The sequence below is a fragment of the Micromonospora costi genome (genome assembly GCF_003626655.1).
Lineage (GTDB): Bacteria > Actinomycetota > Actinomycetes > Mycobacteriales > Micromonosporaceae > Micromonospora > Micromonospora costi.
Map to the genome: position 1 here is coordinate 685,407 of NZ_RBAN01000001.1, position 20,862 is coordinate 706,268.

Genomic DNA, 20,862 nt, shown 5'->3' on the forward strand with positions numbered 1-20,862 from the left:
CGCAGGCGGTGTCCGTTCCTGAGGGTGCGAGGGGAGCGGGGTGGGCGGGTCGCGGCAACGGCTCGCCCACCCCGCGACGTCCGGGTGGCCGGATCAGATCCGGGCCGCCGGACGGGTCCGGGCGATCAGATCGCGGTGAGGGTGAGAGTGGCGCGGTAGGTGCCCGCTGGCGTCTCGGTGGGCAGGCTCAGCCGCAGTCCCGCGCCCAGCTGTGCGGTGCCCCGCCCGGCGCCGCTCGCCGCCGAGCCCAGCGCCGCGCTGTTGCCGAGGCCGCCGCCGGTCCCCACCGAGTACGGCGCGACCTCCGGACCGGCGACCACGCCCTGACCGGGGCCCTGGGCGATCACCCGCGGGCTCCAGCCGAGGTATCCGGCGCTGAACGTGGCACCGTCCGGGCCGGTGAAGTCCGCCGGGACCTGCCCGGAGGCACTCCAGCCCGGCTGACCGGCGCGGGTGTCGGTCACCGTGACCGGCCGGAGCTCGCCGGTGCTCTCCCACCGGTCACCGGCGGGGTTGAGCTGCGCGGGTGGCAGCACCACGGCCCGGTCGTCCGGGTTGACACTGATCACGAGCGAGCCCTGCGTCTCGTCGATCGATGCCGTGATCGACTGGGACGCGCCGGGGTTCTCCGGCGGGAACGCCACCCAGAGGGTCGCCGGTTCGCTCGTCGCGACCACCGCGTGATCGTCGTCGTAGAGCTTGACCACATACTCGCAGGCGTTCAGCTGCCGGGTCGCGGTGAAGGAGTAGCTCGCGCCCACCTCACCCGGGATGATCGTCCAGTCGTCCGTGCCGGGGCACCTGCTGAACCAGTGGTAATGGTCCCGCTCGGACTGCGGCGTCTGCACGGCGTTGAGCGTCACCGTGTCGTTGGGCTGGTACTCGTCGGCCATGCCGCTGATCGACAGGCCGACCTCTGGTCCGCCGCCGGAAAGCTCTCCGACGACGAACGAGTAGTCGACCGGTCCCGTGCTGACCGTCGTGCCGTCGGTCAGGGTGGCGTCGGCCTGGAACTTCAGGGTGTAGCTGCCCAACGCGCTGAACGCCCAGTTCGAGTGCGCGTGGGTGTGTACCGGCACGTCGATCGCGTCCGGCAGCCCGTCGTCACCGCGGAACTTGATGATCGGACCACCGAACGCGTCCTGGGTGAACAGCGTGACCGTGCCCGGTCCCTGCACATCGACCAGGCTCAGCCGCACCTTGTCCCCCGCGAACACGCCCGAGTCAAGCGTCGTGGTGTTCCAGCCGGGCCAGAGCAGATCCGGGTCCTGTGTCATCGGGAGCAACCAGACCTGGCTCCCCGCCGGCCCGAGGAACGCGAACCGGGGATCATCCGGTACGGCCATCGCCGCCTCCGGAAGAACCTGGAACGTCACGTCCGCCGGGTCCCGCGTCACCGACGGGCTGACCGTGTCGTCGTGGACCTTCAACGACAGCGCGCCACCTTCGTAGTGCACGTCGACCGCGTCGGTGTGCCCCTTGGACAACACCACCCCTTCTGCGGCCGACGCGACGGCGGGCGCCAGCACCGCGCCGGCGACCACCACCGCACCGGCCACCAGGGCCGCGAAACCGCGAGCCCTCAGCGTCGCATTCATACCTCCCCTTTCACACCGCACGCCCCTGCGCGCGGTGGTGCATGTGGTGCCCCCTGCTCGGGCACCTGGTCGCCGTGCGCGTCAACCGCCCCCGTCACCTGGAGGCTTTGCGGACTCCGGGCAGCTCGCCACGCAGGGCCAGCTCCCGGAACCGCACCCTGGACAGCCCGAAACGGGTGAGCACGCCACGTGGACGGCCGTCGATCTGGTCGCGGGAACGCAGGCGGGCCGGGCTCGAGTCGCGCGGCAGCCGGCTGAGTCGGCGGACCGCGTCGGCGCAAACCGCGGGATCCGTGTCGGAACGACCGATCAGGCGCTTCAGCTCCGCTCTCGCCGCCGCATGCCGCGCCACGAGCGCCTCGCGACGCGCCTGCCGGTTGCCGAGACTCTTGCGCGCCATCAGCGCGCCTCGCGGAACTCGACGTGACGCCGAACGATCGGGTCGTACTTGCGCAGGACCAGCCGATCGGGATCGTTGCGCCGGTTCTTGCGGGTCACATAGGTGTAGCCGGTTCCCGCGGTGCTGCGTAGCCGCACGATCGGGCGTACGTCGGTCTGGCGGGCCATCAGACCTTCACTCCCCGACCCCGCAGCTCCGCGAACACCTTCTCGATCCCCTTGCGGTCCACGGTCCTCAGCGCCCTCGCCGTGAGGGTGAGGCTCACCCACCGCCGCTCGGACGGCAGCCAGTAACGGTGGTTCTGCAGGTTCGGGTTCCAACGACGCCGAGTGCGCCGGTGGGAATGGGACACGGCGTTGCCGAAACTCGGCTGCGCGCCGGTGACGTCACAACGTCTGGACACAGTGACCGTTCCTCCTCATGGGGCAAGACGATAACGACAACGGTTTTCAGTTTTACATCACCCGTTCGGCCAGACCCGCGCCGGGGGTTGCGAACGATCTCCACCGAGCGGTGACGGTGAGCACCTCATCGACGTGCGGCGACCGACCCATGCTCGACCGCGGACCACCGCTCGCGTCGACAGCCTGCGTCTGTTTAGAATGACAATCGTTTTCAGTTACGTCGAGAGGAACACCATGTCGTCGTCACCACAGGCTCCGGCCCCCGCCGTGGCAGCCGACGCCGATACCCGCCCGTCGCTGACCGTGTTGTCGGGGTTCTGGCCGGCGGCGACCTTCGCCATCGCCCGCGCACTGCTCGCCGCCGACCCGTCGCTGCTGCTGCTACGCCACGACCTCACCGGGATCCGCGACGGGGTCATCCGCCGGGTGGTCCGCTCCGCCGCGGGCATCGTCGAGGACGAGCAGGTCAACCTGCGGCACGGATGCGTCTCGTGCACACTGCGGGAGGACGTGCTGCCCACCCTCGTCCGACTCACCCGCAGCAACCCCGGCCGTGACCTGGTGCTCATGCTGCCCGAAGTCGTGGAACCTGAAGCGGTCGCGGCCGCCTGCACCTCCTGCCTGGTCGACGGCGCCCCGATCACCGACCTGATCCGCGTCGACTCGTACGTCACCGTCCTCGACGCCGAACACCTGCTCGATGCCCTCGCCAGCACCGACGACCTCACCGCGCTCGGCATCCAGGCCGCCGACGATGACCACCGGGCGCTCGCGGACGTCGTGGTGCGGCAGATCGAGTACGCCGACACCCTGGTCCTGTGGGGGCAATCCCGCGAGGGTGCCTTCGACACCAGCAGGTTGACAGTGCTGCTGGAGCGAATGGCCCCGTGGGCGGCGCACTTCCGGATCGATGGCGAACTCGTCGATGCCGACGCGCTCACCCGCCAGCTACGCCACACCCACCGGCACCGACCGGAGACCCCTGGGGTGCTCGCCCGGGGCCTGCAGGGATACGCCCTGGGTACGCACGAGCCGGAGGCCGACTGCGGGGTGGTGTCCACCGTCTTCCGCGCCCGCCGTCCCTTCCACCCCCAGCGGTTGCACGATGTCCTGGAGCACCTCAACGCCGAGGTGATCCGCTCTCGCGGCCATCTCTGGCTCGCCAGCCAGCCGGACACCGTCGTCGCGTGGGAGTTCGCCGGTGGCGGACTGGCGATGGGATCCCTCGGACACTGGCTGGTCAGCCTTCCCGAGGACCGGTGGGAGCACGTCTGCGACCAGCGTCGGCTCGCCGCCGCCCTGGAGTGGGATCCCTACTACGGCGACCGGCACCAGCATCTTGTCTTCATCGGCCTCGACGTCGACCCCGTCGCGCTGCAGCGCACCCTCACCGCCTGCCTGCTCACCGACGCCGAACTTGCCGACGGCGAGGAGACGTGGCGCAGCTACCCCGACCCGTTCGCCGGCTGCTTCCCCCTCACGGCGGAAGAACTGATCGACACTGACACCGAAGGAGCTCAGCCCGCATGAAGCCTGGAATCCACCCCGAGTACCGGCCTGTCGTCTACCGCGACAGGGGCGCCGACTTCGCCTTCCTCACCCGATCGACCGCCACCAGCGACCAGACCATCGAGTGGACCGACGGCAACACCTACCCCGTCATCGACGTCCAGATCTCCTCCGCGAGTCACCCCTTCTGGACGGGCAAGCAGCGCCTGCTCGACACCGCCGGTCGGGTCGAGAAGTTCCGCAACAGGTACGCCCGGCCCGGTCGCTGACGATCGATCGTGAGCTGGCCGGCCGGGCCGGCCAGCTCACGGTCGACGCCGGTTGAGCACTGCCAGGGTTACCGGGTCAGGACGTGGCGCTGGCGACCACAGGCCCATGCTCATGCGGGTCGCCGAGATCCCACTCCGGGAACGGATCCGGCAGTTGTCGCCAGGCATCGCGGCCGGCAGCGATCTCCGCGTCGGTGAGCAGGCACCGGTGCAGTGCCGCACGGAGGCCATCGGCGTCAAGGTCGACCCCGATGAGCACGAGCTCCTGCTGTCGGTCGCCGAAGTCCGGATGCCAGCGGGCGCGCAGATCCTCGCGTTCCTGCGGGTCGTCCGGCCATTCGCCGGACTCGGCCACGGGAACGCCCATCGGGTCGCACCGGCCCGACGGGCCAGCCTGTGACCACAGCGCCTGCACGCCCGGGCGGCTCGCGAGCCAGAGAAAGCCCTTGGAGCGGACGACGCCGAACTCCTCCAGCCGGCCGGTGAGCAGGTCCCACAGTCGCCGAGGGTGGAATGGTCGAGGGTCGCGGAAGACGATGCTGGAGATGCCGTACTCGATCGTCTCCGGAACGTGCTCGCCGTTGAGCTCCGCGACCCAGCCCGGGGCGGATTCGGCACGGTCGAGGTCGAAGCGGCCGGTGTGCAGGATCTCCGCCGGGGGCACTTCGCCGTACGTGGCCCGGATCCGGCGGGCACCCGGGTTCAGCCGGGTGATCAGCGCCTCGACCCTCTCCAGATCCTCGGCGCCCACGAGGTCGGTCTTGTTGACCACGATGACGTCGGCGAACTCGATCTGGTCGACCAGCAGGTCGGCAATGGTGCGGTCGTCACCGTCGTAGGCCGACAGCCCTCGGTCTTCCAGCGACTCTCCCGCCTTGATCTGTGCCAGCACACCGGCGGCGTCCACGACGGTGACGGTGGTGTCGAGCCGGGCGAGGTCATCGAGCACCTGCCCGTCCTCCACTCCGAAGGCGAAGGTGGCGGCCACCGGCATCGGCTCGGAAATGCCGCTGGACTCGATCAGGAGGTAGTCGAAGCGGCCCAGACGGGCCAGCCGGACGACCTCGTCCAACAGGTCGTCGCGCAGGGTGCAGCAGATACAGCCGTTGGTCAGCTCGACCAGCCGCTCCTGCGTCCGTGACAGCGCACCACCGTCGCGGACCAACGAGGCATCGATGTTGACCTCGCTCATGTCGTTGACGATCACCGCCACGCGCAGCCCGTCGCGGTTGGCGAGAACGTGGTTGAGCAGGCTGGTCTTGCCGGCGCCGAGAAAGCCGGAGAGCACCGTGACCGGCAGTCGCCGGGTCACGGGGCCTCCACGACCTGCCGGCCGTTGTAGAGGCCGCAGTGGCGGCAGGCACGGTGGGGAACCACCGGCTCCTTGCGGGGGCAGGGGCAGGGAACGGTCGGTGGGACCGTCGCCTTCCACCGGGCTCGACGGTGGCGGGTGTTGGACCGGGAGGTGCGGCGCTTGGGTACGGCCATGAGGAGTCTCCTTATCGAGGCTATCGGGGATGGTAATGGTTCCCGTTTTCGATAGCACTCCCGGGGCCGGCGCAAGGGCGAACGGGCCGCCGCCCACGGTCGCCGCGAGACGTGGGGGCGACCCCGCCGAACGACAGCCGCCGCCAGGCGGAGCGGCCGCGGGGTGAGCAGCTTCTCGCCACCCCTGTCGCGGCTTATCCGAAACGGCTATCGTTTTCATCAAGCAGCGGTCCACTGGGGATCGCTGCGAGAGAGGAGCCCCCTCGTGCGTAGAACCCTGCGCCATCTGCTGGCACCGGCCATCCTGGGCCTGGCGCTGGTCGCGACCGCCCTGCCCGCGCAAGCCGCCACGACGCTCCCGGTGGTGTTCCGCACCGGCCACCTCGACGTCGTCGACGTCGCCTACGAGGCTGGCGAGCTGGAGATCGGCGTCCACGACGAGGACAACGACGTCGAGTACGGCAGCGACGAGGTCAAGCTGGTCGTCAAGCGCCAGGCCAAGGTCACCGTCCCCGCGGACCCCGCCTTCGCGTTCCTCGGCACTCCGGGCGTCAGCACGGTGTGGACCCTGCCGGAGATTCAGAACCCTGACCTGATCTGGCCGGGGATCGCCGCCGAGGAGATCGAGCCCGGCGTCTTTGCCGGCGACTCGCTGACGCTGTCCGTCCGTTCGGTCACCGGTCCCGGCCAGCTCGCCATCTACACCGAGAACGCGGTCGGACAGCCGAACGTCCTGGCCGACAGCGGCGACGGCCTACCCGACTCCATCAACCTGACTGCCGGTGACCACATGCACGCCAACTGGGCGTTCGACGAGGCCGGCACCTACCGCGTGGTCGTCCGGGCCACCGGCGTGGTGGCGGCCACCGGCCAGCCGGTCACCTCCGCACCGGCCACCCTCCACTTCACGGTGAAGGAGTGACCGCGATGCGTCATCGCAGCCGGGCCCTCGCGGGCCTCGCCCTGGCCGCCGTGCTCGTCGCCGGCACCGCGACGCCCGCCGCCGCCGCTCCGGTGGTGCTCTCCGCCGGCCACGTCGATGTCATCGACGTCGACTATGCCGCCGGCGCGCTCACCGTCGACGTCCTCGACGGCACCGGCGGCACCGACGTCGAACGCGATCCGTCTGACGTGATCTTCCGGGTACCCGCCACCGCGAAGACGAGCGTGCCGTCCGGAGCCGCCTGGTCGTTCCTCGGCACCGGGGGGCAAGCGTGGGTGCTGCCCCAGTCCAGCACCCCCGGCCTGCTCTGGGCCGGCTGGAACACCACCGAGGTGCCCTCCGGGGTTTTCCAGAACAATCGGGTCACGTTCAGGCTCACCAGCGTGTCCGGACCGGCAGGCTTCAGCATCTACACCGTCTCCGGTGGCACCCCGACCGTGCTGTTCGACAGCGGGAACGGCCTGCCCGACAACCTCGACGTCAACCGCAACACCCATGCCCACGTCAACTGGGGCTTCGATGCCGCCGGCGCCTACACCGTCACCTTCGAAGTCACCGGCAAGCTCGCCGCAGATGGGAGCACCGTCAGTTCTGGCGCCAAGACCTTCACCTTCGAAGTCCTTGCCTGATTCGTTCCACCACATCTGAGCGCCCTCGTCTCGGCCCCACCCGGTGCGGCAGCGGCGTCTGTGGTGCGGTGGATCCGGTCGGCGCGGTGCCGTCGCTGCGGTGCCGCGCCGACCGGCTGGACACGACCGGCGAGTTCCGCAGTGCCCAGCGGCTGCACCGGCCGCCCGTCTCACCAGCCGTCAGCCGTTTGACCCTTCGGCCTCTCCGTCGGGCGACATGTGCCCAGGGCCCCCGCCGCTGTCGAGATGCACATGCTGGTGACCCAGTCCGGCGTCAATGTTGACTTGGTCGAGCTGGGTCGCCGCCACCGACCATGTCGTCACGGCGAGGTCGGCCTGCTGTGCCGCCAGAGCCATCTGGTCCTTACGGCTCGTTGCGGGGGCGGCTGCGGCCAGCGCGACGGAGTCGACCGCGACGGCCGCCTGTTCGACGGCGCTTCTGAGGCCGCCGCGAGCGACGTTGGTCGCAGTCATGCCGGACGGTGGGTTCGCATACTGCGCAGTCAACTGGCGTACGGCCTGCTGCCAATCGCGAACCCTGGGGGCATCGGGGATGCGTCCCGCCTCCGACTCCTGCTTGATCGCCAGCAGGATCGGCCCGAGTTGCTCGCCTGTCCGGCGCGCGGCCTCGGTCAGTTCAGTAATCTGCTGAACGTCGCGCTTGGCCTCGGCTTCCCGCATCTCTGCGACGCTCGCCTCGACGGCGGTCGGCCGCCCCGCGGAGAAGCCGATCAGGCCGCCGATCCCTCCGGACACGATCGCCGCGGTGGCGGCGACAGCCAGGAATCGAACCCGGTAGCGCTGCTGTCGGCCCGGGGGTTCGAGCAGATAGGAGGGCTTACCGGTGCGACGTGACATGACCCGCTCTCCTGTCGATGGCGCTGGCTCGGAGAGTAGCCCTTTCCATCACACCCGTCGATAGCTCCGACCGTCATCTCCGCACTGTCGCTCCGTACGACGAAAGCTGCCCAGGGGTCGGGCGCGAGATCCTGCGGTCCGGACAACCGGGTGCGTCCCGGGCGACGTGCGCGCTCTTGACGGGCCGTGCGTGACGTGGTGTGCTCGATCGGTAACGGTAATGACAACCGTGATCGTTAACGTACGTGAGGAGGAGCATGTCTCTCACCGTGCCGCCGGCCCTGCTCGAGGCCGCCGAATCCGGTCCCGTCGACGAGGAGGATTTCGTCGCCTGCGTACGCGACTCACTGCCGTACGCCTGGGAGACCGTCAGCCGCGTGGCCGCCGACCTGGACTCGTCGCCCGACGCCGACTTCGCCGACAACGTGATCCCACCGCCGACCGAGGCGGAGCGCGGCCAACTGCTGCGCGCGTTGGCGAGCGACGCGATCCGATCCAGCCTGGAACGTCACTTCGGCGTCAAGCTGGCATTCCAGAACTGCCACCGAGTCGCGGCGTTCCGGCTCGCCGCCGTCGACTCCGACACCTACCGGCGGTTCATCTCGACCCGAGGGCAACTGCTCAACCAGTCCCCCGAGCTGCGTGACTGCTGAGCCGTCTGCGGCCCGGCGAGTGACCCGGAGCGTGTCGACGCACCTGTTCCCGCTCGCCGGGCAGCACCCCGGCTCCACGCATGCCGACGCGCTCGCCGGGGCCGCGCTGCTGATTGCGGATCCGTTCGGACGACACGTACCGCTTCCACCCGTGAGCGACCGGGACGCCCGCTACAGTATCGCTCATGAAAACGGTTGCCGTTAACGTTGTTCCGGAGGACGAGCGGTGAAGGTTGCGTTCGTCGGCAAAGGTGGCAGCGGGAAGACCACTCTCGCGGCCCTGTTCGCCCGACACCTCGCCAACACCGGCCGGCCTGTGCTCGCCATTGACGCCGACATCAATCAGCACCTCGCCGTCGCTCTCGGTGGTTCGGCCTCGACCGCAGCGGAAATGACGCCGCTGGGCGAGCACCTGCCTGCGATCAAGGAGTATCTGCGGGGCAGCAATCCGCGCATTGCCTCCGCCGCGGAGATGATGAAGACCACGCCGCCCGGTGCGGGCTCACGCCTGCTGCGTGTCGCCGAGGAGAACCCGATCTACACGGCCTGCGTCCGCGAGGTCGGGCCGGTGCGGATCGCCGTCACCGGCGAGTTCGCCCCCGAGGACCTCGGCGTGGCCTGCTACCACTCCAAGGTCGGTGCGGTGGAGCTCATGCTCAACCACATGCTCGACGGGCCGGGCGAGTACGTGGTGGTGGACATGACCGCCGGCGCGGACTCGTTCGCGTCCGGACTGTTCACGCGGTTCGACCGCACCTTTCTGGTGTGCGAGCCGACGGTGCGCAGCGTCGGCGTCTACCGGCAGTACGCGGGCTACGCCCGTGACTACGGGGTGGAGCTGTCAGTGGTCGGGAACAAGGTCGAAGACTCCACCGACGTCGAGTTCCTCCGGGAACATGTGGGCGAGGACCTGCTGACCTGGGTGTCCCGATCGGGCTACGTACGGCGCGCGGAGCGCGGCACGGTCGGCCCACTCGACGAGTTGGAGGCGGCCAACCGTGCGGTGCTGGGCCAGCTGGCCGACAGCGTGGACGCCACTCCGCAGGACTGGGACCGGTTTGCGCACTGGGCACAGGAATTCCACCGCCGCAACGCCGCAGCCTGGGGCAACGACCGCGCAGGGGTGGACCTGACCACGCAGATCGACCCTGCTTTCCGAATCAGCGCACCGGCGGTCGGCGTGCCGACAGCCGTCACGGCCTGATCTACCGCAGGGCGGCGGGCCGGGGTGGCGGGTGTACGACCAGTCGGTAGCGCGGCGGCAGAGTCGGGAGGTTCAGCGCGAGCATTGAGCGCAGGTACCGAAGATCTCCAGCGTGTGGCCAACGTCGGTAAAGCCGTGGTCGGCGGCCACACGGTCCGCCCACCGCTCCACCGCCGGCCCGGCGACCTCCACGGTGCGGCCGCAGTTGCGGCAGACGAGGTGGTGGTGGTGCTTGCTCTGGCTGCAGCGGCGATACAGCTGCTCGCCGCCGGGCAGCCGGGTGGAGTCGATGTCGCCGGACTCCACGAGCATCTGCAGCGTCCGGTAGACGGTGGTCAGGCCGACCCGCGCGTTGCGGGCGAGCAGCATCTGGTGCAGTTGCTGCGCCGTGTGGAAGCCCTCGACCTCCCGCAACAGCGCCAGCACCTCGCCGCGTTGCCGGGTGTTCCGGGTCACATTCGGCATCGCCTGATTCACCGTCGCGCCACCCTCCCGTGATCTCCGCCGCCGTCGTCCGAACTGCGCGCTACGCCGGCACCGTGCCGGTCGGACCATTATGCGTCGCCGGTCAGAGCGTTCGCCGCCGTCCGGCGCCGGCCCGGCGGATAGAATCAGCCCGCGCCAGCCACCCGCGCCCTTCCCCAGAGCAGTTTCGCATCCGCCCGTGACGCGGACGAGGAACGGAGCCGGCATGAGCGCACCCGAACGCGCCGCCCGAACCGCTGAGCGGACGGAACTCCCTTCCGCAGCCGACGACCAGCATCGCCCGGCAGGCAGGCCTCGCAGCAGCTCCCCGTCACCGATCGCCCACCGGATCGGCTCTGTCGAGGTCCTCACCGCGCTGCTGCTCCTCCTGCTCGTCATGAGCGAACAGCTCACCGACCTGCTCTCCACGCCGGCCCTCGCAACGTGGACGACCGTATTCGTCTCCGTCATGGTGCAGGCCGTGCCGTTCCTGGTCTTCGGCGTGCTGCTCTCCGCGGTGATCGCGGTGTTCGTACCCCGCTCCTTCTGGGCCCGCGCGCTCCCCCGGCACCCCGCCCTCGCCGTACCCGTGGCCAGCGCCGCCGGCGTCGTGCTCCCAGGCTGCGAATGCGGCGCGGTGCCGATCGCCGGCTCCCTGATCCGCCGCGGTGTGACCCCGGCGGCCGCACTCGCCTTCCTGCTCGCCGCCCCTGCGATCAACCCGATCGTGCTCGCCGCCACCGCCGTCGCGTTCCCCAACAACCCGGAAATCGTCGCCGGGCGTGCCGCCGCCAGCCTGATCGTCGCCATGGTCATGGGCTGGCTCTGGCTGCGCCTGGGCCGGACAGACTGGATCCGACTTCCACACCGGCCCGACCTCGACGGCCTCCCCCGCGGCCAGGCATTCTGGTCCGCCGTACGCCACGACGTCGTCCACGCCGGGGGGTTCCTCGTCGTCGGCGCGGCCGCCGCAGCGAGCATCAACGTCCTCGTACCCGAGCGATGGCTACAGACCCTCGCCGACCAGCCGGTGCTGTCGGTTCTCGCCCTGGCGGCACTCGCCGTCCTGCTGTCCATCTGCTCCGAGGCGGACGCCTTCGTCGCCGCGTCACTGTCCCAGTTCTCGCTCACCGCGCGACTCGCGTTTCTGGTGGTTGGTCCCATGGTCGACCTCAAACTGATCTCGATGCAGGCCGGGATCTTCGGCCGACGCTTCGCCGTCCGCTTCGCACCCGCCACGTTCGCGGTCGCGGTCGGCGTGGCCGCCGCCACCGGCTCGGTGCTGCTGTGAACCGTCGAGCCCAGGCATGCGTCATGATCCTCTTCGGCGGCGCCATCCTGCGGGCCACCATGACCGACCTCTATCTGCGCTACGTCAAGGAAGGGCTGCGCCCGTTCCTCATCGCGGCAAGCCTCGTGCTGATCGCTGCCGCCGTCATGACCCTCTGGTACGAGCTCCGACCGGCCTTCACCTCGAACGGGCCGGACGCAACCACCGCCGACCGCCCAGACGAGACAGCCGCCGAAACCGCGGCGAGCGACCACGGGCACGCCCACCACGAGCCGCGGGTGGCCTGGCTGCTGATCCTGCCGGTCGCGGGGCTCCTCATGGTCGTCCCGCCCGCTCTCGGCTCCTACGCAGCCAATCAGGCCGGCACCGCACTGACCTCGACCGAGGAGTACGAGTACCCGCCACTGCCCACGGGCGACCCGGCGAAGACAAGCCTCTTCGGCTATGCCGCCCGCGCGCTGTTCGACAAGGGCGAGTCGATCGGCCACCGCCGCGTCCAACTCACCGGCTTCATCACACCCGGACCCGACGGACAGCCGATCCTCGCCCGGATGATCCTCTCCTGCTGCGCCGCCGACAGCCGGCCGGTCAAACTAGGCATGACGGGCGACATCCCTACCGGCCTCGAGAACGACACCTGGGTACAGGTCGTCGGTCGCTACACCGACCACCGTGCCCGGGACCCGATCAACGACGAGGAGATTCCGTACATCGAGGTCGAGTCCTGGCGAGAGGTCGCGGCCCCCACCGACCCCTACGAGTAGCTCTCGCAGGACAAGGTCGCGGAGGTACGCGAAACCAGATCCACGGTGTGGGCGACGGCGTCAACGACGCCCCCGCCCTGTCCGCCGCTGTGTTTCCCGGTGCTCACCGGTGGGCCGGCCGGGTCAGCTCGGACCCGGCCGGCCCGTCAGGCGGTCAGAGCTGGGCCAGTTGGAACGCCCAGATGCCGCGGCCGTGAGTGGCCACGTAGACCGAGTTGTCGATCGGGTTGTACTCGACGTCCATGCCGACGGTCAGCGGCAGGCCTGTGCCGAGCCGTTGCCAGGTGGTGGCACCGGGCGCGCGGTAGAAGGTGGCCAGGTCGGTGGCGAGCACCAGCGCGCCGTTGGCCAGCTCCTTCACCGAGCTGGCCGGCACGTCCGGCAGGTTCGCCGAGACGTCCTTCCAGGTCACACCGGCGTCGGTGGTTTCGAAGACGTGACCGAAGCCGGCGCCCGGACCCTCGGTGAACCGGCGGGAGAACCCGTTGACCGCGACGAAGGCGTGCGACGGGTTGGCCGGGTCGACGCCGACGCCCTGCAGGAACCGGTTCGGGAAGTCACCCGGCAGGGTTACCTGGTGCCAGGTCGACGGGTCGTTGACCTTGCCGACCGCCAGGCCCCGGGCGAAGCCGGCGTTGTTACACGGCCCGCACCAACCGACGTACGCCATCCTGCCGGAGACCGCCACCGAGGTGGCGGTGCGCCCGGCGCCCAGGTCGAACACGTTGGTCCAGCCCTTGCCGTTCTGGATCGCGTAGCCCTTGGTGTTGATCCAGACGTGCTGGCCACCGGCGACCCAGACGTTGGCGTCGTGGTCGTCCGGCGCGAACGGCGCGATGAACCGGGCGAGTTCGTCGCCCGGCGATGAGGTGTACGGCTGGATGTCGCGCGAGGTGGAGGTCGACGCGGTGCCCGGGCCCGGGTTGGCGTTGCAGTTCTCGGTCACCCGCATGGCCAGGTTGGTGTACTCCTGGACCTGCTTGCAGCCGTTGGCCGGGTCGGCCTGCGCGTCGCCGCCGTCGCCGCCGAAGTGGGAGCCCATCACCGTGTCGCCGGGGCGCAGGATGGAGGTGCCGTTGTCCTGGAGACCACCGGAGACGATGGTGCCGGCCTTCTGCGGGTCCTTGCCCAGCGCCACCGAGTAGTACTGCAGAGCGTCGATGGTGCCGTCGTTGAGGCTCTGCCAGTCGGTGGCGTGACCGGCCTTGTCGGTCTTGCCGTTGATCGGCCGCCGGTAGACGCCGCCGTCGTTCCCGACGTAGACGAAGCCGTTGCCGACCGCCACCGAGTGCTGGTCGGAGTGGGTGGTCTTGCTGCAGGTGTTCTGCGCGTCGGAGATGTTCCAGCAGGGGAAGTTGAAGTTCCAGTACGGGCCGACGGTCTTCCAGCTGGCTCCGGCGTCGGTCGACTCGTAGACCTCCTCCAGGCCGGCCCAGATGTGATCCGGGTTTTCTGGGTCCACCGCGAGGAACTGGTTGTACCAGGCCTGAATGCCAGGGCCGTAGCCCTTGCCGCCGACCGACTGCTTCAGCGCCGAACCCGAGTTGCCGAGCTTGGCCGAGTCGGCGATCTTGTTCCACGGGCCGGCGGGGTTGCCGCTGTTGGAGACGTAGATGCCGTCGAGGTAGCTGTTCACGTTGCCGGCGGGTTTGTTGAGCAGCCGCGGCGACTGGTTGATCGCGTACAGCTTGCCGCCGTCGGCGGAGAACGCGAACGTCACGTACCCGATGTCGTCGGCCGGCATGGCGCCGGTCGGGTTGACCTTCGTCCAGCCGCCCGCCGTGTAGTCGGCGGTCTCGTAGAAGCCGTTGTAGGTGTCGCCGGAGCGCCACGCCGCGGCGACGATCACGTGCTTCGGGTTGCGCGGGTCGGCCGCCACGTCGTTGACGATGTTCTTGTAGGCGGCGTTGGCGTCGCCGGCGTTCGCGCCGCCCGGCAGGTAGCTCGGGTTCGGCGTGAACTCCTGCTTCCAGGCGCCGGAGGTGCTGCCCATCGCGTGGGAGAACAGGCCCCGGTTGGTGGCGACCCAGACCTTGCCGTCGAAGAAGCGCAGCTTGTTGATGACCGTGCTCTCCAGCTCGGTCCCGCCGACGCGGTCGGTGGTTGCGAAGGTGCCGGTCTTCGGGTTGGCCAGCCGGTAGACGCCGGCACCGACGTACGAGGTGCCGCCGGTGTTCCCCTCGCCGGTCGCGTACCAGAGCGAACCGTCGGCGGCGAGCACGACGTCGCCGCTGGACAGGGTGGGCAGGGCGTCCGTGATCGGCGTCCAGCTCCCGCCGCCGATCGAGGAACGCCATACGCCACCGTCGGCACCGGCCGCGTACACGTAGCCGCTGTTGTCCGCCGCGAGGCCGGTGATCCGGCCGGTGACCAGACCGGCGCCCCCGGACGAGTTGGACGCGTAGTCGCGGTAGCGCGGGTCGTCACCGTCGTACTTGATTTTGGTGACCTCGCGCCAGCCGCCCTTCGTTGTGGGGAGCGCATTCAACTGGCTCAACGCATTGGAATAGGCACCCGGCGAAACGATGCCGGGCGCGTACCGGGCCTGCGCGAACTGCTCGGCGATGACGCGGGCCTCGAAGGCCTCCTCGCCCGCCTCCTCGGACGACTCACCGGCCGCCATTTCCATGAATTCCCTGGGGTGCCAGGGCATGTTGGCGCCCGGCTCGTCGGCCAGGCCGAGAGCCTCCTGAACTTCGTGGTTGGTGGCGACGACGCCACCGAGCGCGGCGGTCAGCACCAGCGCGCCCGCGATTGTCGCCGGCTTGCGCCAGCGGGACTTGGACATGCGAATCCTCCCGGATTCAGAGGGGATCCCGGGCCCGGTGGCCCGGAGTGAAAAGCTGGGCGATAGATGGCCGCCACGGCGCGCACACATCAGGCTTGGCGCGCATATCAGATCCTCATTGGTGCGCCCACTGACGCTGGGCTGCTCACCGATGACGAGGCGGCGCGAAGAGGATCAGGCCCGGGTCGGCGGGGCCCGCGCGGGCAGGGTGCCGCGCGGTGGCAGCGGTACGGCCGGCTGCCGGTAGTGGGTCAGGGTGACGGCCGTGTCGGGTGTGCCGCCGATGCCAGCGGGCGCGGCACGAACGAGATCATCCGGTCCGTCACTGGCAACGACGCAGACGCGCTGGTCACCACGGATTCCACCACAGAGGTCCGCCCGCACGACCGACGGAGCGGCCGGCACCAGGTGCGCCACGGCGGCCTGACGGTCGCCGGAAGACGGGGCGGCGAAACGGTCCGCCGTGGTGCACGGAGCGGCGACGGGACGTCCGTCGGGAGCCGGAGGAGGAACGGACGGCGCGGCGTGGATGATCGACCGGTGCGCGGAGGTGACCAGCGCGCTCGGCTCAGGACCCTCCGCGCGAACAGGCGCGCCCAGTCCGGCCAGGACGACCGCCAGCGCGACGACGGCGGTCAGCCGATCGAGCACGCGCATGGGCAGGCCTGTCAGTTGGAGGGCGAGCCGCTCGGGCGGGCGGCACAAGGCCGCAGGCCGGAGCCGGCCCGGAGGAGAACGGGGAGGGTCGATCGCTTCGCCCGAAGCCACGCTAGCAACAGCACTTGCCGCCGGGCAATGACGTGGTGGTCATACCTTCAGCTGGTCAGCCCCTCCCTTGTGGCCTGAGCCGATACACCCCACCTTGGGCACACCGGTGGGGAACCAGGCTGCCCGGCAAATCACGGTCGGTGACACGAGACAGGCTTGCCGCCTGGCCCTATCCGACGACCGCCAAGAAATCCGAGTAGAAAAGGCCCAGGCCGACCGCCACGCAGACACCGGCCACGATCCAGAACCGGACCACGATGTTGACCTCGCTCCATCCGGCCAACTCGAAGTGGTGGTGCAGCGGCACCATCCGGAAGACACGTCTACCGGTGGTCCGGAACGAGACGATCTGGATCACCCAGGTCGTCGTGATGATGACGAAGAGCCCGCCGATCATGATCGAGAGCAACGTCGTGCGGGTTGCCACCGCGAGCCCGCCGATCAGGGCGCCGAGCCCGAGCGAGCCCACGTCACCCATGAAGATCCGCGCCGGGGACGTGTTCCACCACAGGAAGCCCACGCAGGCGCCGGCCGCCGCCGCGGCGATCATGGCGATCTCCAGAGGATCGCGGACCTGGTAGCAGTACTCGTTCACGCGGGCGTACGCGTCGTCGGCGCACCAGTGCCGGTACTGCCAGAACCCGATCAACGCGTACGCGCTGAGCACCAGGATCGACGCGCCGGTGGCCAGGCCGTCGAGACCGTCGGTGAGGTTCACGCCGTTCGACATCGCCATGATCACGAAGACGATGACCAGGACCGCGCCAATCTTGCCGACGTCCAGCCAGCTGATATCGCGGATGAGCGAGATATGCTCGCTGGCCACGGTCTGGCCGTCGCTGCTCGGCACGTAGAGCGCGGCGACGCCGAACCCGCCGCCGACCATCGCCTGGCCGAGCAACTTGCCTTTGGCGGACAGTCCGTCGGAGTTGCGCCGGCGCACCTTGAGGAAGTCGTCGAAGAAGCCGACCGCGCCGCAGAAGACGAACAGCCCGAGCAGCACCAGGGCCGTCATGGTCGGCCCCTCCTGCGCGATCTGCCGCTCGGGCAGGGTGGTCAGGGCGATATGCCCGGCGACGTAGGCGAAGACAGTTGCCACGATGAAGACGACACCGCCCATCGTGGGCGTGCCCTTCTTGCCCTGGTTGCTGGCGAGCCCGATGGATCGGATCGGCTGGCCGGCCTTCAGCGCGGTGAAGACGCGAATCGCCACCGGCGTGCCGAACAGGGAGATGATGAACGCGACGGCGGCCGCGACGATGACCGCCCTCACGGACGAACCTCCACGAGATCCGGATTTCTCACAGCGTCCCCACGGAGCTTCCAGCTCACCGCCGGACGTGTCGACCCGAGCCGGCCGTGCAGATAGTCCTTCGCGAGATCATCGATCACGAGACACGAGCTTGCCATCCGACGGTGAGCGCAGCAGCCCTGGACCCCACGGCGCCATGGTTCGTCACTCGCCGACACGAATCCGACGACGATCTTGCAGCGCCGGGCCCGAGGTCCCGACGTCAGCGGCAGATCCGGGCGCCTTGTCGACCGCTCTCCGTGGGCGATCATGCTCGCTGGGCGGCCGCGCCGATTGCGGCGTGCAGGTCCCGTAGCGCCTGCTGCACGTCGCCGGCGGGCCTGGGGAGGGCCGCCTCGACAGTGGCCAGGACGGACCGGAAATGCCGGCCTGCTGTGGTGTAAGCGTGCTGGCCCGCGTCGGTGAGAGTGATGCGGTACGACCGACGATCCTCTGGGTGTGGAACCTGCCGGACGTGCCCGCGCGCGCTCAGTCGCTTGACGTGGCTGGAAACCGTCGTTGCCGGGGCGGACATCCACCGGGCGAAGGTTCTCTACGGGATCAGCACACTGGCCATGTTCGGCTGGCCCGGCCTGACCGGCGCGGTCTCCCGGGCTTGCCACGGGCGGAGCGCCCTGGACGTACGCGGCCACTGGACCGCCGCGGATGCACGCGATCTGGTCGCGGCCTGCGGTACCGAGGGACGGGGGGCCTATCTCCGCCTGGAATTGCTCGACCTCGCGTACCCGCTGCTCTGCGGCCTGGCCCTGCTGCTCGTATCGTCCCTGTTGATCCGGCGTTTGCCGAGCCGAAGGTGGAGTCTCCTGCTGATCCCCGCGGTCGCGATGACCGTGCTCGACTACGGCGAGAACGCGGCTGTCTGGACCATTCTGTCGACCTGGCCCGCCGTCGGGGACCTGCCCGCACACCTCGGAGGGGCCGCCACCGTAGCGAAGCGCGCCGCAGGTCTCGTGGCCTACCTCGCCGTTCCGCTGCTTCTCCTCACCGTCGGCCTTGATTGGCTCCGAGTCCGGGCTCGAACTCGGGCCGGGGCTGCGGGCTCTTCCAGGTGAGCGCAACTATGATCGTGATCATGGAGATCCTGCGGTACACCGCGTTCAGTGCCGATCCCGCCGGCGGCAACCCGGCCGGTGTGGTGCTGGATGCCACCGGTCTCGGCGACGCGGAGATGCAGCGAGTGGCCGCCGATGTCGGGTACTCCGAAACGGCGTTCCTCGTGCCTGGCGGGGATGGGCATTTCGAGGTGCGCTATTTCAGCCCGAAGGCGGAGGTCCCGTTCTGCGGCCACGCGACCATCGCATCGGCAGTCGCCTACGCCGAGCGGCACGGTCCGGGGGTTCTGCATCTGGACACCCGGGCGGGCCTTGTCGAGGTCACCACCAACGTGTCGACGGACGGCGCTGTCACCGCCACGCTGATCAGCGTCGAACCGCAGAGCAAACCCATCTCCACCGGCGACCTTTCGGCGCTGCTCGAAGCGCTGCACTGGCCGCAGGACGACCTCGACGCGACGCTGCCGCCGCGGATCGCGTTCGCCGGGGCGTGGCATCCCATCGTGGCCGCCGCGAGCCGGCAACGCCTGGCCAGCCTGGACTACGACATGGCGGCGTTGGCCAGCCTGATGGCCCAACGCGACTGGACAACCATCGACCTGGTCTACCGCGAGTCCGCGCTGGTATTCCACGCGCGTAACCCGTTCCCGCCCGGTGGTGTGGTCGAAGATGCCGCGACCGGTGCGGCGGCCGCAGCGTTGGGTGGCTATCTGCGCGAGATGCGCCTGGTGACGCCGCCCGCGACGGTCACCGTGCACCAGGGCCACGACATGGGCCGCCCAAGCCTGCTCACGATAGACATCCCCGCCCAACCCGGAACCGGGATCGCCGTCACCGGCACCGCCGTTGCCCTTCCTGACATCGACGCGAGCAGGGTCTGACCAACCGAATCGATGCCGCCTGGGGCGAAGTCGGTACGACTCTGGAGCCGAGCAGCGGGGGTACGGCGACAGCCTCGGCGACGCGTTGGGCGTCACCGGTCACCGTCACCGGAGACCGGTCATCGGTCGGCACATCGCGTCGTATGCGTACCGCCAGGGCTTGGTTGACATCAGCGAGGACGTCCGACGAGACGTCCCGTCCGCTGTCCGGAGAGACACGACGACCTGCACCGGCTCGGTCGGCACCCCCGTGGCGCAACTCAACGTCAGCCGTACGGTGAACGGCCGCGTCCCCGGGCGCACGACGTCCGACCGAACGGACTCAAGGGTCAACGGGGCCTGCGCGACGTGGAGTCCGGTCACCTCCACCGGCAGGGGGCCGAGGTTCATCACCAGGACGGAGGACGTGACCTCCACCAGCTCCCCACCTCCGCCGCCGCCCGTCAGGCCCCCCTCGCCGAGGACCTGCACCGAGACGATCGACTCGTCCGTCAGACGCTGATGGCGTGTTGCCCACCAGTGAGTCGCGACGCCGCCTACGACCGCGGCGGGGGCGAGCAGCGCGACGACCAGCAGCATCGGCACACGTCTCGACCGCCATCGTCGCCATTCGCGCCGCAGTCGCCCGGTGAGCGACGGTGGGGACGCCTCATGCCCCGACGCGGTGTCCAGATCGATCAGCGGTGCGTCACCGACGTCTGGTTGCCGGGCACCCGACACGAACACCTGCCGCGCGCCACCGCTCCGCTCGTGCACATCGCGCACGGTACCCGGCCCGGGCTGACACGCCCGGCTCGGCCGTGCCTCCGCAGATGGGGTCACCGCCCTTTGTGGCCGTCGTCACCTACGAATTGCCCGCCGGTAAGTTCGCCGCTGAGGCAATCGCCAGGTTGGAGGTGGCCAGTGACCACGTGGAGCCCGCGCCGGCGTTGGGCGATGGTCGTCATGGTGACGGTGATCGCGATAGCCGCGGGTATGGTCACGATCGCCTGGGCCCGGCGCATCGCGTCGCCCTGGCCGGAAATGGCCGGCACTCCCTATGAGATTCCGCTCGGATCGGATGGCTGCCCGGTCATCGAGGAGCAGCGCCAGTTCGTCGACGCGCCTGGCGCGCTCGTGCCGCCCGGCGCCACGGAGGTGCTGCTGTGCATCACACCCACGACACTGCGTAGCCAGGGACCCGCAGTGGCGGACCCGCCGCGTCAGCGGGTGCTGCGTGCCGGGGCCGCTGACTTCGTCGCGCTGCTCAACCAGCTACCCAACCGCAACGATGCCTGGCGGCAGTGGCAGAGGCTACACAGCGGCTGGTGGCCCGATGCCGCCCCAGAGCCGATGGGCGAGTCCTGCCTCCTAGGCGGGCACAGCCACGAGCATTCGTTCGTGCTGCGCTACCCGAACCGGCCACCGGTGCCGCTGATCTACACGTGCGGCGGCCAGGCCGGCGGCATCACGACGGGCACTCGGACCCGAATGGATGACACCAAACCACACCTGGTAGACGAATTCCTGACCCGCTTTCGGCAGCAGTAGCCCCAGCGGTCGGAGCATGTGACCGGTCAGGTCGAGGACTGTGATGCTGCCATAGG

The 20,862-nt window shown here is 69.6% G+C and carries 24 protein-coding genes; 11 read left to right on the plus strand and 13 right to left on the minus strand.

All coding sequences use genetic code 11. The features are described 5' to 3' along the window. Positions 1-125: 125 nt before the first annotated feature. From D7193_RS03070 to rpmB, 4 genes are all read right to left on the minus strand, one after another. The gene (locus tag D7193_RS03070; RefSeq protein ID WP_174242535.1) at positions 126-1,598 is read right to left on the minus strand and encodes a choice-of-anchor M domain-containing protein; all 1,473 of its coding nucleotides are present in this window, start codon (positions 1,596-1,598) and stop codon (positions 126-128) included. A gap of 94 nt (positions 1,599-1,692) precedes the next feature. Further along, positions 1,693-1,998 carry a 30S ribosomal protein S14 gene (gene rpsN, locus D7193_RS03075; RefSeq protein WP_120777839.1) on the minus strand — a complete coding sequence of 102 codons (306 nt, stop codon included), beginning with the start codon at positions 1,996-1,998 and terminating at the stop codon, positions 1,693-1,695. Then, positions 1,998-2,165 carry a 50S ribosomal protein L33 gene (gene rpmG / locus D7193_RS03080; protein ID WP_095565727.1) on the minus strand — a complete coding sequence of 56 codons (168 nt, stop codon included), beginning with the start codon at positions 2,163-2,165 and terminating at the stop codon, positions 1,998-2,000. Before rpmG ends, rpsN begins: the two co-directional genes overlap by 1 nt. Further along, on the minus strand, positions 2,165-2,401 hold the full coding sequence (rpmB, locus tag D7193_RS03085; RefSeq protein ID WP_120777840.1) for a 50S ribosomal protein L28: 237 nt from the start codon (positions 2,399-2,401) through the stop codon (positions 2,165-2,167). The genes rpmG and rpmB overlap by 1 nt, the downstream gene beginning before the upstream one ends. A gap of 235 nt (positions 2,402-2,636) precedes the next feature. On the opposite strand from rpmB, the gene D7193_RS03090 reads away from it, so the two are divergent. Both D7193_RS03090 and D7193_RS03095 read left to right on the plus strand, forming a co-directional pair. Beyond that, positions 2,637-3,932: a CobW family GTP-binding protein gene (locus tag D7193_RS03090; RefSeq protein WP_120777841.1), complete on the plus strand. Its 1,296-nt coding sequence runs from the start codon at positions 2,637-2,639 to the stop codon at positions 3,930-3,932. Beyond that, positions 3,929-4,180, plus strand: a complete 252-nt coding sequence (locus D7193_RS03095) for a type B 50S ribosomal protein L31 (protein WP_120777842.1) — start codon at positions 3,929-3,931, stop codon at positions 4,178-4,180. Before D7193_RS03090 ends, D7193_RS03095 begins: the two co-directional genes overlap by 4 nt. A 76-nt stretch (positions 4,181-4,256) precedes the next feature. On the opposite strand, the gene D7193_RS03100 is transcribed toward D7193_RS03095, so the two are convergent. Further along, positions 4,257-5,492: a GTP-binding protein gene (locus D7193_RS03100; RefSeq protein WP_120777843.1), complete on the minus strand. Its 1,236-nt coding sequence runs from the start codon at positions 5,490-5,492 to the stop codon at positions 4,257-4,259. Then, complete coding sequence (rpmF, locus tag D7193_RS03105; protein ID WP_120777844.1) at positions 5,489-5,668, minus strand: 50S ribosomal protein L32; 180 nt, start codon at positions 5,666-5,668, stop codon at positions 5,489-5,491. Before rpmF ends, D7193_RS03100 begins: the two co-directional genes overlap by 4 nt. 265 nt (positions 5,669-5,933) lie before the next feature. Between rpmF and D7193_RS03110 the strand changes: the two genes are divergently transcribed. Continuing rightward, positions 5,934-6,590 carry a choice-of-anchor M domain-containing protein gene (locus D7193_RS03110; RefSeq protein ID WP_120777845.1) on the plus strand — a complete coding sequence of 219 codons (657 nt, stop codon included), beginning with the start codon at positions 5,934-5,936 and terminating at the stop codon, positions 6,588-6,590. Beyond that, positions 6,587-7,240 (plus strand): choice-of-anchor M domain-containing protein, encoded by a 654-nt coding sequence (locus D7193_RS03115; protein WP_120777846.1) that lies wholly within the window; start codon positions 6,587-6,589, stop codon positions 7,238-7,240. The genes D7193_RS03110 and D7193_RS03115 overlap by 4 nt, the downstream gene beginning before the upstream one ends. A 180-nt stretch (positions 7,241-7,420) precedes the next feature. Here the strand turns inward: D7193_RS03115 and D7193_RS03120 are convergent, their stop codons facing one another. Beyond that, on the minus strand, positions 7,421-8,098 hold the full coding sequence (locus D7193_RS03120; protein WP_120777847.1) for a hypothetical protein: 678 nt from the start codon (positions 8,096-8,098) through the stop codon (positions 7,421-7,423). Positions 8,099-8,355: 257 nt separating this feature from the next. Between D7193_RS03120 and D7193_RS03125 the strand changes: the two genes are divergently transcribed. Together D7193_RS03125 and D7193_RS03130 are read left to right on the plus strand one after the other, a co-directional pair. Then, positions 8,356-8,751: an SCO5389 family protein gene (locus tag D7193_RS03125; RefSeq protein WP_120777848.1), complete on the plus strand. Its 396-nt coding sequence runs from the start codon at positions 8,356-8,358 to the stop codon at positions 8,749-8,751. Between the two features lie 226 nt (positions 8,752-8,977). Further along, positions 8,978-9,955 carry an ATP-binding protein gene (locus tag D7193_RS03130; RefSeq protein ID WP_120777849.1) on the plus strand — a complete coding sequence of 326 codons (978 nt, stop codon included), beginning with the start codon at positions 8,978-8,980 and terminating at the stop codon, positions 9,953-9,955. 72 nt (positions 9,956-10,027) lie between these two features. On the opposite strand, the gene D7193_RS03135 is transcribed toward D7193_RS03130, so the two are convergent. Further along, entirely contained in the window at positions 10,028-10,420 is a 393-nt protein-coding gene (locus tag D7193_RS03135; protein WP_174242582.1) for a Fur family transcriptional regulator, read from the minus strand. 226 nt (positions 10,421-10,646) lie between these two features. Here D7193_RS03135 and D7193_RS03140 point away from each other — a divergent pair, with 226 nt between their 5' ends. Further along, positions 10,647-11,711: a permease gene (locus tag D7193_RS03140; protein ID WP_120777851.1), complete on the plus strand. Its 1,065-nt coding sequence runs from the start codon at positions 10,647-10,649 to the stop codon at positions 11,709-11,711. Further along, positions 11,708-12,475, plus strand: coding sequence for a TIGR03943 family putative permease subunit (locus tag D7193_RS03145; RefSeq protein ID WP_120777852.1), 768 nt, complete (start codon positions 11,708-11,710; stop codon positions 12,473-12,475). Before D7193_RS03140 ends, D7193_RS03145 begins: the two co-directional genes overlap by 4 nt. A gap of 154 nt (positions 12,476-12,629) precedes the next feature. Here the strand turns inward: D7193_RS03145 and D7193_RS03150 are convergent, their stop codons facing one another. The 4 genes from D7193_RS03150 to D7193_RS34800 form a co-directional block, all read right to left on the minus strand. Then, the gene (locus D7193_RS03150; protein WP_120777853.1) at positions 12,630-15,263 is read right to left on the minus strand and encodes a beta propeller repeat protein; all 2,634 of its coding nucleotides are present in this window, start codon (positions 15,261-15,263) and stop codon (positions 12,630-12,632) included. Positions 15,264-15,437: 174 nt separating this feature from the next. Beyond that, positions 15,438-15,920, minus strand: coding sequence for a hypothetical protein (locus tag D7193_RS03155; RefSeq protein WP_120777854.1), 483 nt, complete (start codon positions 15,918-15,920; stop codon positions 15,438-15,440). 280 nt (positions 15,921-16,200) lie between these two features. Continuing rightward, entirely contained in the window at positions 16,201-17,304 is a 1,104-nt protein-coding gene (mraY, locus tag D7193_RS03160; protein WP_120777855.1) for a phospho-N-acetylmuramoyl-pentapeptide-transferase, read from the minus strand. 286 nt (positions 17,305-17,590) lie between these two features. Then, complete coding sequence (locus D7193_RS34800; RefSeq protein ID WP_120777856.1) at positions 17,591-17,857, minus strand: MarR family winged helix-turn-helix transcriptional regulator; 267 nt, start codon at positions 17,855-17,857, stop codon at positions 17,591-17,593. On the opposite strand from D7193_RS34800, the gene D7193_RS03170 reads away from it, so the two are divergent. Next, complete coding sequence (locus tag D7193_RS03170) at positions 17,820-18,395, plus strand: hypothetical protein (RefSeq protein WP_120777857.1); 576 nt, start codon at positions 17,820-17,822, stop codon at positions 18,393-18,395. The genes D7193_RS34800 and D7193_RS03170 overlap by 38 nt on opposite strands. 20 nt (positions 18,396-18,415) lie before the next feature. Then, positions 18,416-19,276, plus strand: coding sequence for a PhzF family phenazine biosynthesis protein (locus D7193_RS03175; RefSeq protein ID WP_120779218.1), 861 nt, complete (start codon positions 18,416-18,418; stop codon positions 19,274-19,276). A gap of 105 nt (positions 19,277-19,381) precedes the next feature. On the opposite strand, the gene D7193_RS03180 is transcribed toward D7193_RS03175, so the two are convergent. Then, positions 19,382-20,032, minus strand: coding sequence for a hypothetical protein (locus D7193_RS03180; RefSeq protein ID WP_147434320.1), 651 nt, complete (start codon positions 20,030-20,032; stop codon positions 19,382-19,384). Between the two features lie 147 nt (positions 20,033-20,179). Between D7193_RS03180 and D7193_RS03185 the strand changes: the two genes are divergently transcribed. Continuing rightward, positions 20,180-20,806 carry a hypothetical protein gene (locus tag D7193_RS03185; protein WP_147434321.1) on the plus strand — a complete coding sequence of 209 codons (627 nt, stop codon included), beginning with the start codon at positions 20,180-20,182 and terminating at the stop codon, positions 20,804-20,806. Positions 20,807-20,862: the final 56 nt, after the last annotated feature.